This is a genomic window from Pantoea sp. Taur, assembly GCF_009830025.1.
Taxonomy (GTDB): domain Bacteria; phylum Pseudomonadota; class Gammaproteobacteria; order Enterobacterales; family Enterobacteriaceae; genus Pantoea; species Pantoea communis.
Genome location: NZ_SZZZ01000012.1, coordinates 1 through 11,813, shown reverse-complemented (window position 1 = coordinate 11,813; position 11,813 = coordinate 1). Strand labels below are relative to the sequence as shown.

The window sequence follows — 11,813 nt, the reverse complement described above, 5'->3', positions numbered from 1 at the left end:
CATGTCAGAGAGTCGAGCTAAAAATATATGGTTTTTACACTGGGTCAGCGCTGGATTAGTGATACGGAAAGTGAACTGGGATTAGGAACGGTGGTGGCGATTGATACCCGCATGATCACCATGATGTTCCCGGCAACCGGCGAAAACCGCCTGTATGCCCGTAATGATGCTCCCGTCACCCGTGTGATTTTCAATCCGGGCGACACCATCACCAACCACGAAGGTTGGCAGATGAGCGTCGATGAAGTCCGCAACGATAACGAATTAATGACTTACATCGGCACGCGTCTCGACACCGAAGAAAGCGGCGTGGTGATGCGCGAAGTGATGCTGGATAGCAAACTGGTGTTCAGTAAGCCTCAGGATCGCCTGTTCGCCGGTCAGCTCGACCGTATGGACCGTTTTTCCCTGCGCTTCCGTGCGCGTAAATACCAGAGTGAGCAGTATCGCCTGCCGATCAGCGGCCTGCGCGGCATGCGCACCAACCTGATTCCGCATCAGCTGCATATCGCCCATGATGTTGGCCGTCGTCATGCGCCACGCGTGTTGCTGGCGGATGAAGTGGGCCTGGGTAAAACCATTGAAGCCGGGATGATTATTCAGCAACAGCTGCTGGCCGGTCGTGCCGATCGCGTACTGATCGTGGTGCCGGAAACGCTGCAGCACCAGTGGCTGGTAGAGATGTTGCGCCGCTTCAACCTGCGCTTTGCCCTGTTTGATGACGACCGCTACACCGAAGCCCAGCACGACAGCGATAACGCCTTCGAAACCGAACAGCTGATTATCTGTTCACTGGATTTCGTACGCCGTAACAAGCAGCGTCTTGAATTGCTGGCCGATGCCGACTGGGATCTGCTGGTGGTCGATGAAGCCCACCATCTGGCCTGGAGCGAAGATGCGCCAAGCCGTGAATATCAGGTGATTGAACAGCTGGCGGAAAAAACGCCGGGCGTGCTGCTGCTGACGGCAACGCCGGAACAGCTGGGTCTGGAAAGCCACTTTGCTCGCTTGCGTCTGCTCGATCCGAATCGCTTCCACGACTTCAGCCAGTTTGTGGCTGAGCAGCAGAACTATCGCCCGGTGGCTGATGCGGTGAGTTCGTTGCTGGCCGATCAGGCGATTACTAAAGAAGAGATGAACCTGATCAACGATTTGATCGGTGAACAGGACATCGAGCCGCTGCTGCAGGTGGCGAACAGCGATCGTGAAGGCAAAGAAGACGCACGCAAAGAGCTGGTCTCGATGTTGATGGACCGCCACGGCACCAGCCGCGTGCTGTTCCGTAACACCCGTAACGGCGTGAAGGGCTTCCCGAAACGCGAACTGCACCAGATTCGTTTGCCACTGCCTGCGCAGTATCAAACCGCGATTAAAGTTTCCGGCATTATGGGCACACGCAAGAGCGCAGAAGAACGCGCGCGTGACATGCTGTATCCGGAAAAGATTTATCAGGAATTTGAAGGTGATAGCGGTACCTGGTGGAACTTCGACCCGCGCGTAGAATGGCTGATGGGCTACCTGACCAGCAACCGTAAAGAGAAAGTGCTGGTGATTTGCGCTCAGGCTGCCACTGCGCTGCAACTGGAGCAGGTGCTGCGCGAGCGCGAAGGTATTCGTGCTGCAGTGTTCCACGAAGGATTATCCATTCTGGAACGCGACCGTGCTGCGGCATTTTTCGCTTCAGAAGAAGAAGGTGCGCAGGTGCTGCTGTGCTCGGAGATCGGTTCTGAAGGCCGTAATTTCCAGTTCGCCAGCCGCCTGGTGATGTTTGATTTGCCGTTTAACCCGGACCTGCTGGAACAGCGTATTGGCCGTCTCGACCGTATCGGCCAAATGCACGACATTCAGATCCTGGTGCCATGGCTGGAAAAAACCGCACAGGCGGTGCTGCTGCGCTGGTACCACGAAGGCCTGGATGCGTTTGAGCATACCTGTCCAACTGGACGCACCATTTATGACAGCGAATACAGCAAGTTAATCGAATACCTCGCCGCACCTGAGAATCCACAGGGGCTGGATGAGTTTATTGCAGAGAGTCGTAAACAGCACGACACGCTGAAAGCGCAGCTGGAGCAGGGTCGTGACCGCTTACTGGAGCTGAACTCCAACGGCGGCGAAGCAGCGCAGGCGCTGGCGAATGCTATCGGCGAACAGGATAACGACACCGACCTGGTTAACTTCGCGCTGAACCTGTTCGATATCGTCGGCATCAACCAGGAAGACCGCAGTGACAGCCTGATCGTGCTGACGCCATCCGATCATATGCTGGTGCCGGATTTTCCAGGTTTACCGGAAGATGGCTGCACCGTGACCTTCAACCGTAACCAGGCGCTGTCGCGTGAAGACACCCAGTTCATCACCTGGGAACATCCGCTGATCCGTAATGGTCTCGATTTGATCCTGTCCGGCGATACCGGCAGCTGTGCATTGTCACTGCTGAAGAACAAAGCGCTGCCGGTTGGGACGCTGCTGGTTGAGATGGTGTACGTGGTTGAAGCGCAGGCTCCGAAAAGCCTGCAACTCACCCGCTTCCTGCCGCCAACGCCGGTGCGTCTGCTGATGGATCGTGCGGGCAACAACCTGGCAGGCAAAGTGGAGTTTGAAAGCTTTAACCGCCAGTTAAACGCCGTGAATCGTCATACCGGTAGCAAACTGGTTAACGCAGTGCAGCAGGAAGTGCACGAGATTCTGACCCAGGCCGAAAAAGTGGTGATTCCGGAAGCACAGGCGATCATCGCAGCGGCGAAAGTCGAGGCGGATGAGAAGCTGAGTGCCGAGCTATCACGTCTTGAAGCGCTGCGAGCGGTCAACCCCAACATCCGTGATGATGAGGTTGAAGCGCTGGAAAGCAATCGCGAGCAGGTATTGGCGAGCCTCGGTGATGCGGGCTGGCGTCTGGACGCACTGCGTCTGATCGTCGTTACGCACCAATAATCGCTGAAGGCCGCTACGACATGTTGATGGAAGCCTACAATCCGCCGCTCGAACCCTGGCTACATATTCTGTATCAGGACGAGCACATTATGGTGGTCAATAAGCCAAGCGGATTGTTGTCGGTGCCAGGCCGGCTGGAGGAGCACAAAGATAGCGTGATGACGCGCATTCAACGTGATTTCCCCCAGGCGGAATCGGTGCATCGACTGGATATGGCCACCAGCGGGGTGATGGTGGTGGCACTGAATAAAGCCGCAGAGCGCGAGTTGAAGCGACAGTTCCGCGAGCGTGAGCCGTCAAAGTACTATGTGGCGCGCGTTTGGGGTCATCCAGTCGCGGAAGAAGGATTGATCGATCTGCCGCTGATTTGCGACTGGCCCAATCGCCCTAAGCAAATGGTGTGCTTCGAGAACGGCAAAGCGGCGCAGACGGAATATCAGGTGCTGGAGTACGAAGCCAACCACAGTGCCCGCGTGCGGCTTAAACCGATTACCGGGCGCTCGCACCAGCTGCGCGTGCATCTACTGGCGCTGGGTCACCCGATTTTGGGCGACCGCTTTTATGCCCATGAAGAAGCACTGAGCATGGCGCCGCGTCTGCAACTGCACGCGGAGTCATTAACCATTACCCATCCGGCGTTTGGCAACAGCATGACGTTTAAGCAACCAGCGGATTTCTAATCTGCTGGCGATAAAAAAGGGCCGTCAGTCATGACGGCCCTTTCAAATGCAAGCTCAACGTTCCAGGCTATTTAAATCCTTTCTCCTTACGAATCAAATCGTAAGCCGCCTGAATCTCCTGCGCTTTCTGCTTCGCCATCTCCATCATTTCTGGCGGTAACCCTTTCGCCACCAGTTTGTCCGGATGATGCTCACTCATCAGCTTACGGTAAGCGCGTTTAATGGTGGTGCTGTCATCGCTGCTTTTTACCCCCAGCACACTACAGGCGTCATCCAGCGTCGGTCCGCGTTTCGCCTGTTGATAAGCACCGCCATAAGAGGAGCCACCGCCACCAAATTGTTGCCCACCTTCCATCATGCGAAGGAACTGATCGAACTGTGCCCGCGAAATGCCCAGCTCTTCCGCGATTACATACAGCACCTGGCGTTCATTGGGATGCAGTGAACCGTCAGCAAATGCCGCCTGAATCTGAATTTCCAGAAACATCCGAATCAGATCAAAACGACCAAAGCAGGCGCTGCGCAGTTCACGCAACTTGTTACGCAGCGGATAATCACTTTGCTTGCCCTCGCGGAAAGCACGCTGCGCTGCGGTGCGGGCATCGCCATGCAGCTGCATACGATCCATAAATAAGGAAGCAATCTGGATATCTGCCTCGGTGACGCGGCCTTTTGACTTGGTCAAATGGCCCATCACCTGAAAAGTGGTACTGAAAAACAGCGTCTGTCGCGCCTGATTATTGGCGAAATAGCCCTGTCCTTTTACGCTGCGCACTTTGTCAAACATATGACCAATGATCAGACCCAGTACAATGCCCCAGAAGCCTGCTCCGGAAAGTAAGCCGAGAGCCAGACCAATAACTTTTCCCCAGTAGCGCATAAACTCCTCAATTCGCCATGCTTGCGGCTGAAAATTGCATTATCATACCTTTCATTTACTTCAGTGCCTAACAGCAACGCGATCAGACAAGGATTAACACTGGCACAACGCCGGGCAGTAAGTTAGTCTCTGAGCCGATTGTCGGCATGATGCCCGTTCTCATGGAAATCCCGAACCGCGTATGAAAAAACAGATACCTACCCTGCTGGCAACCATGATTGGTGCAGCGCTCTACAGTCAGCAGTCATTCGCCGACGATCTTATGTCGCAATGTATGCTGGGCGTGCCGAGCTACAACCGTCCGCTGGTCAGCGGCGACACCAATTCCCTGCCTGTCACCATCAACTCTGACTCGGCCAAGGGTAACTACCCGAATGACGCGGTATTCACGGGCAATGTTGATGTGCAGCAGGGCAACAGCCGCTTACGTGCCGATGAGATGCAACTGCATCAGCGTCAGCAGGATGGACAGACCACGCCAGTGCGTACCGTGGATGCGCTGGGTAATGTGCACTATGACGACAACCAGGTCATCCTGAAAGGTCCGAAAGCGTGGTCCAATCTGAACACCAAAGACACCAACGTGTGGAACGGTGATTACCAGATGGTGGGCCGTCAGGGCCGTGGTGTTGCCGACCAGATGAAACTGCGCGGCAATAACCGTTATACCATTCTGGAAAACGGCAGCTTCACCTCCTGTTTACCGGGTTCCAACAGCTGGAGCGTGGTCGGTTCTGAAGTGATCCAGGACCGTCAGGAAGAAGTGGCGGAGATCTGGAACGCCCGCTTTAAACTCGGCAATGTGCCGGTGTTTTACAGCCCATATTTGCAGTTACCGATTGGCGATCGCCGTCGCTCCGGTTTCCTGATCCCGAATGCGAAGTACGGTAGTAACAACGGCTTCGAATTTATGCTGCCGTATTACTGGAACATCGCGCCACAGGCCGATGCCACCATTACGCCGCATTACATGAGCAAACGTGGTCTGCAATTGCAGAACGAATTCCGCTATCTGACCGTGTTTGGTGCCGGTTTGATGGAACTGGATTATCTGCCGTCCGATAAGCAATACGACAACGACAAAGCGGTGCGTGGCATCGCCGGAAATGATAACTCAGATCGCTGGCTGTTCTACTGGCAGCATGCTGGTGTCTATGAGCAGCACTGGCGCTTCAATGCCAATTACACCAAGGTAAGTGACCCGTATTACTTCAACGATCTCGACTCGAAGTATTACAACTCTACTGACGGTTATGCGACGCAGAAATTCAGCTTTGGCTACGCGGACACAAACTGGGACGCCACGCTGTCGACCAAAGATTTCCAGGTGTTTGGTAACACAGATTCGACCAACGTCTATCGTGCCATGCCACAGCTCGACCTGAACGCCTATCAGAACGATATTGGACCATTTGATGGCCACATCTACGCTCAGGCAGTGAAATTCACCAACGTGAATAGCAAAATGCCTGAAGCAACGCGTCTTCACATTGAACCGACGTTAAATTTACCGCTGTCAAATGGCTGGGCCAGCCTGGATACCGAAGCAAAGTTCCTCGCTACGCACTACCAGCAGGACAATATTGATCGTTATAACAATAACGAAATCTCTAATATTTCCAGCAACGGTAATCAATTAGATAGCTCCGTCAACCGCACTCTGCCGCAGTTTAAAGTGGATGGCCGTCTGATATTTGACCGCGATATGGACTGGGAACCAGGTTACACGCAAACGCTGGAACCGCGTGTGCAGTACCTTTATGTCCCGTACCGTAACCAGAGCAATATCTATCCGTACGACTCAACGCTGCTGCAAACTGACTACACCGGCTTGTTCCGCGATCGTACCTATAGCGGCCTGGATCGTATCGCGTCGGCTAACGAACTCTCAACCGGCGTGACCACGCGAATTTATGATAACGATCTGGTTGAACGTTTTAACGTTTCTGTAGGTCAAATCTACTCGTTTACCCCGTCTCGTACCGGCGTAAACCAGACGAGTGAAGAAGATGACACCGGCAGTTTGATTTGGGCGGGTGACACCTACTGGAAAATCAGCGATCGCTGGGGGGCGCGTGGCGGTCTGCAGTACGACACCCGTCTCGATAACGTTGCACAAGGCAACGCCATCCTGGAATACCGTCAGGATGCCGATCGTATGGTGCAGCTGAGCTACCGCTACAGCAGCCCGGAATACGTGGCGCAGGCGTTGAACAACTCAAGTTATGTGACCAACCCGATCTACAAAAACGGGATTTCACAAGTTGGCGCTACCGCGAGCTGGCCAATTGCTGATGCCTGGTCACTGGTCGGCGGTTATTACTACGATACCCGCAACAGTCGTCCGGCTGAACAACTGGTAGGCCTGCAGTACAGCTCGTGCTGCTACGCCATTCGTCTGGGTTACGAGCGCAAGATCAACGGTTGGGAAAACAACGACAGTAAGTACGACAACCAAATCTCATTCAACATTGAGCTACGTGGTCTGAGTTCTAACTATGGCTTAGGCACCAATGAAATGCTGCGTCAGGGCATCATCCCTTACCAGCGCGCTTTCTGATGTTGTGATGTTTGACAGGCTATCCCGCAGTGCGGAAACAACAATGGATAAAGTATGAAGAACTGGAGAATGCTGATTCTTGGTGTAGCGATCACCGCTAACACTGCGTTCGCAGCCCCACAAGAGGTTGATAAAGTTGCTGCCGTCGTGAATAACGGCGTGGTACTGGAAAGTGACGTTGATAACATGATGCGCACCGTGAAATCACAGGCGCAGCAGGCTCATCAACAGTTACCTGATGACAAAACCTTGCGTCATCAGATCCTTGAGCGTCAGGTCATGGATGCCATCATTCTTCAGATGGGCGAGAAAGCCGGCTTGCAGGTCACCGATCAGCAGTTAGATCAGGCTATTCAAAATATTGCCGCACAAAATAAGATGAGTATGGACCAGTTGCGTAGCCGCCTGGCCTATGACGGAATGAACTACAACGCTTACCGTGCGCAGATCCGTCAGGAAATGCTGATCTCCGAAGTGCGTAATAACGAAGTGCGCCGCCGTGTCACCATCCTGCCGCAGGAAGTGGATACGCTGGCAACGCAGATTGGTTCTCAGAACACTCAGGGTACTGAATTGAACGTGAGCCAGATCTTGCTGCCGCTGTCAGAAAATCCGACGCAACAGCAGGTTGACGATCAGGAAGCGCTGGCGCGTCAATTAGTGGGTCAACTGAAAAGCGGTGCCGATTTCGGCAAAATGGCAGTGACTTACTCTGCCGATCCGCAAGCGCTGAAAGGCGGCAACATGGGTTGGGCAAAAATTGAAGAGCTGCCTACCCTGTTCTCGCAAGCGTTGAGCACCGCGAAGAAGGGTGACATTGTCGGCCCCATCCGTTCTGGCGTCGGCTTCCACATTCTGAAAGTGAACGATCTGCGCGGTGAGAGCAAAAACATCTCTGTCACCGAAGTGCATGCGCGTCACATTCTGCTGAAGCCTTCTCCGATCCTCACTGACGCGCAGGCGCAAGCGAAGATCGAGCAGATTGCTGCAGATATCAAAAGTGGTAAAACCACCTTTGCCGCCGCAGCAAAACAGTTCTCTGAAGATCCGGGTTCAGCCAATCAGGGCGGTGATCTCGGCTGGGCAACCCCGGAAATCTACGATCCTGCCTTCCGTGATGCGCTGCTGAAGCTGCAAAAAGGCCAGGTCAGTGAGCCGGTACACTCATCCTTCGGCTGGCATCTGATTCAGTTACTGGATACCCGTCAGGTTGATAAAACCGATGCGGCGCAGAAAGAGCGTGCTTATCGTCTGCTGTTTAACCGTAAATTTGCCGAAGAAGCACAAACCTGGATGCAGGAACAACGCGCCAGTGCTTACGTGAAGATTCTGGACAACAATGGTCAGTAATTATCGTGTCGTGATCACCCCCGGCGAACCCGCCGGGATTGGTCCTGATCTCACCGTTCAACTGGCTCAGCTCGACTGGCCAGTTGAACTGGTGGTCTGTGCCGATGGCCATGTGCTGCGTCAGCGCGCCCAGCAACTGGGCTTACCGCTGACGCTGCGCGATTACCAACCGGGTGTTGCGGCACAAGCACAGCAGGCCGGTACGTTAACGCTGCTGCAGGTTGATACCGCGCGGCCGGTCACGCCTGGTGAATTAACCGTAGCGAATGGGCATTACGTATTGGAAACGCTGGCGCGTGCCTGCGACGGTTGCCTAAACGGTGAATTTGCTGCGTTGATTACCGGACCCGTGCACAAAGGCGTCATCAATGACGCCGGCATTCCGTTTACCGGTCATACCGAATTCTTCGCCGAGCGTGCCGGTGGCGATCGCGTGGTGATGATGCTGGCCACCGAAGAGTTACGCGTCGCGCTCGCCACTACGCATTTGCCGTTAAAAGATGTCGCTGATGCGATTACTCGCGACAGCCTGCATGAGGTGATCACGATTCTGCATCAGGATTTACAGCAGAAGTTCGGTTTACCCCGTCCGCATATCTTTGTCTGCGGCCTGAATCCGCACGCGGGCGAAAGCGGCCATATGGGCCGTGAAGAAATTGATACTATCATTCCGGCGCTCGACGAACTGCGTCAGCAAGGTATACAGCTTACCGGCCCATTACCGGCAGATACGCTGTTCCAGCCGAAGTACCTACAGCATGCCGATGCGGTCCTGGCGATGTATCACGATCAGGGCTTACCGGTGCTAAAATTTCAGGGGTTTGGTCGCGCGGTGAATATCACCCTTGGCCTGCCCTTTATCCGGACTTCTGTCGACCATGGTACCGCGCTGGAATTAGCCGGCCAGGGCAAGGCGGAACCGGGCAGCTTTATCACGGCGCTTAATCTCGCCATCACTATGATCAAGAGCAGTAATGAATAATCGCGTCCATCAGGGGCATTTTGCCCGTAAACGTTTCGGGCAGAACTTCCTGAACGATCAGTACATTATCGACAGCATTGTCTCCGCTATTCACCCGCAGAAGGGAGAAGCGATTGTGGAGATTGGTCCCGGCCTGGGTGCCTTAACTGAACCGGTGGGCGAACGCCTCGATGAACTGACCGTTGTTGAGCTGGACCGCGATCTGGCTGCACGTTTGCAGACCCATCCGTTCCTCGGACCGAAGCTGACCATTTACCAGCAAGATGCCATGACCTTCGATTTCTCGGCGCTGGCGCAAGAGAAAGGTCAGCCACTGCGCGTCTTTGGCAACTTGCCGTACAATATTTCGACCCCGCTGATGTTCCACCTTTTCAGCTATACTGGTTCGATTAAAGACATGCACTTTATGCTGCAAAAAGAAGTGGTCAACCGTCTGGTTGCCGGGCCAGGCAGCAAAGCCTATGGCCGTCTTAGCGTGATGGCACAGTACTATTGCCAGGTGATTCCGGTGCTGGAAGTTCCACCCGAATCCTTCACGCCTGCGCCAAAAGTTGACTCCGCCGTGGTGCGTTTGATGCCTTACCCAGAACCACCTTATCCGGTGAGCGATATTCGCCTGCTGAGCCGCATCACCACTGAAGCCTTTGGTCAACGCCGTAAAACCCTGCGTAACAGCCTTGCACATATGTTTACTGCGGGTGCGTTGGATGAACTGAACATTGATGCCTCGCTGCGTGCTGAGAATGTCACCGTGGCGCAGTATTGCCAATTGGCGAACTGGCTGGGCAATCATCAGGCTGAAACCCCGGAGAAATAAGTGTATGAGTGAACTGGCCCGCGTCTGTATTCATGTATTGAGTCAATATGTGGAATCACAATCCTTGCCCGACGAGGATCGTTACGTGTTTGCCTACACCATCACCATACGTAATCTGGGACGAAATAGCGTTCAACTGCATAGTCGCTACTGGCTTATCACCAATGGCAACGGTCGTGAGACTGAAGTTCAGGGGGAAGGTGTGGTTGGCGAGCAACCGCACATTGCCGCTGGCGGTGAGTATCAGTACACCAGCGGTGCGATTCTGGAAACCCCTATGGGCACCATGCAAGGTCACTATGTGATGATCGACGATGAAGGTGAAGAGTTTCACGTCGACATTCCGGTGTTCCGACTCGCCGTGCAAACCCACATACATTAATCCCCCTCCGCCCGGCCAGTCCGGGCGGCGCGTTTTGATCGGACTGACGTAATGAGTACATACCTGATTGGCGATATTCACGGCTGTTATGACGAGCTACGTGCGCTGCTGGCGCAGGTTGATTTCGATCCGCAGCAAGACGAGCTTTGGCTAACCGGCGACTTAGTGGCGCGTGGCCCGGGTTCGCTGGATGTGCTGCGCTATGTGAAATCGCTGGGAGATTGCGTACGACTGGTGCTTGGCAATCACGATCTGCATCTGCTGGCGGTTTATGCGGGCATCAGCCGTAACAAACCTAAAGATCGTCTGACGCCATTGTTAGAGGCGCAGGACGCGGATGAGCTGATCAACTGGTTACGTCGCCAGCCGCTGCTACAAGTGGATGAAGAGAAAAAGTTGTTGATGGCTCACGCAGGGATCACGCCGCAATGGGATCTCGACACGGCAAAACTCTGTGCACGTGAAGTTGAAGCCGTATTGGCCAGCGACACCTATCCGCTGTTCCTGGATACGATGTACGGCGACATGCCAAACAACTGGACGCCGGAATTGAGCGGCTTGGCGCGTCTGCGCTTCAGTACCAATGCCCTGACGCGTATGCGCTTCTGCTTCCCCAACGGTCAGTTGGATATGATCTGCAAAGAAGCCCCCAACTCTGCTCCACCGCCGCTGAAACCCTGGTTCCTTGTTCCCGGCAAGATCAGCAGTGACTACACGCAGGTGTTTGGTCACTGGGCTTCACTGGAGGGCAAGGGGACGCCTGAGCACATTATCGGCCTGGATACCGGTTGCTGCTGGGGCGGCACGCTGACGCTGCTGCATTGGGAATCGCAACGCTATTATGTGCAGGCTTCTAACCGTGAAAAGGCGATGGCAGAGAGTGCCGCCAGCGTACATCCGCCATTGAGCGATATGTCATAAACAAAAAGCCCCGCAACGTGCGGTAATGCTTGTCAGTTAAGATCTTAATGGAGGCCGCAACGGATAACGTTGTGGCCTCTTTTTTACCGCCCTTGGGTAATGCCGCACTCTTCTTTCCGGCAGCACCAGCCCTGGAGCCATCGCCATTATCTCTTCCATTATCCGCGGTATTTTTCCCGGTGAGATGCCCGGTAGCAGGCTCAGATGACTTCTCAGATACAGTGCGGACTGCTTAAAACTCATCTGATAAGGTTCCACGCCTTTCAGGCTGTACGCCATCTGCGCCATCATGAACCTCAGAAGGTTA

9 protein-coding genes and 1 pseudogene are annotated in these 11,813 nt (G+C 54.3%); 8 read left to right on the top strand and 2 right to left on the bottom strand.

Annotated elements, in window-relative coordinates; all coding sequences use genetic code 11:
- Positions 1-27: 27 nt before the first annotated feature.
- Together rapA and rluA are read left to right on the top strand one after the other, a co-directional pair.
- Positions 28-2,934, top strand: a complete 2,907-nt coding sequence (gene rapA, locus FD744_RS16255; protein WP_160868729.1) for an RNA polymerase-associated protein RapA — start codon at positions 28-30, stop codon at positions 2,932-2,934.
- Between the two features lie 20 nt (positions 2,935-2,954).
- A complete protein-coding gene (rluA, locus tag FD744_RS16250; protein ID WP_160868728.1) occupies positions 2,955-3,614 on the top strand; it encodes a bifunctional tRNA pseudouridine(32) synthase/23S rRNA pseudouridine(746) synthase RluA in 660 nt (219 codons plus the stop codon).
- A gap of 67 nt (positions 3,615-3,681) precedes the next feature.
- Here the strand turns inward: rluA and djlA are convergent, their stop codons facing one another.
- Entirely contained in the window at positions 3,682-4,494 is an 813-nt protein-coding gene (djlA, locus tag FD744_RS16245) for a co-chaperone DjlA (RefSeq protein ID WP_034826068.1), read from the bottom strand.
- A gap of 181 nt (positions 4,495-4,675) precedes the next feature.
- Here djlA and lptD point away from each other — a divergent pair, with 181 nt between their 5' ends.
- From lptD to apaH, 6 genes are read left to right on the top strand one after another with little or no spacing between them, the layout of a single operon-like run.
- Positions 4,676-7,054, top strand: coding sequence for an LPS assembly protein LptD (lptD, locus tag FD744_RS16240; RefSeq protein ID WP_160868727.1), 2,379 nt, complete (start codon positions 4,676-4,678; stop codon positions 7,052-7,054).
- A gap of 54 nt (positions 7,055-7,108) precedes the next feature.
- Positions 7,109-8,404 (top strand): peptidylprolyl isomerase SurA, encoded by a 1,296-nt coding sequence (gene surA / locus FD744_RS16235; RefSeq protein ID WP_160868726.1) that lies wholly within the window; start codon positions 7,109-7,111, stop codon positions 8,402-8,404.
- On the top strand, positions 8,394-9,386 hold the full coding sequence (gene pdxA / locus FD744_RS16230) for a 4-hydroxythreonine-4-phosphate dehydrogenase PdxA (protein WP_160868725.1): 993 nt from the start codon (positions 8,394-8,396) through the stop codon (positions 9,384-9,386). The genes surA and pdxA overlap by 11 nt, the downstream gene beginning before the upstream one ends.
- A complete protein-coding gene (gene rsmA, locus FD744_RS16225) occupies positions 9,379-10,203 on the top strand; it encodes a 16S rRNA (adenine(1518)-N(6)/adenine(1519)-N(6))-dimethyltransferase RsmA (RefSeq protein WP_034826076.1) in 825 nt (274 codons plus the stop codon). Before pdxA ends, rsmA begins: the two co-directional genes overlap by 8 nt.
- A 4-nt stretch (positions 10,204-10,207) precedes the next feature.
- Positions 10,208-10,585: a Co2+/Mg2+ efflux protein ApaG gene (gene apaG, locus FD744_RS16220; protein ID WP_034826077.1), complete on the top strand. Its 378-nt coding sequence runs from the start codon at positions 10,208-10,210 to the stop codon at positions 10,583-10,585.
- 51 nt (positions 10,586-10,636) lie between these two features.
- Positions 10,637-11,506 carry a bis(5'-nucleosyl)-tetraphosphatase (symmetrical) ApaH gene (gene apaH / locus FD744_RS16215; RefSeq protein WP_160868724.1) on the top strand — a complete coding sequence of 290 codons (870 nt, stop codon included), beginning with the start codon at positions 10,637-10,639 and terminating at the stop codon, positions 11,504-11,506.
- Between the two features lie 36 nt (positions 11,507-11,542).
- Here the strand turns inward: apaH and FD744_RS25615 are convergent.
- Positions 11,543-11,813 (bottom strand): annotated as a pseudogene (locus tag FD744_RS25615) (IS4 family transposase); the annotation flags it as partial.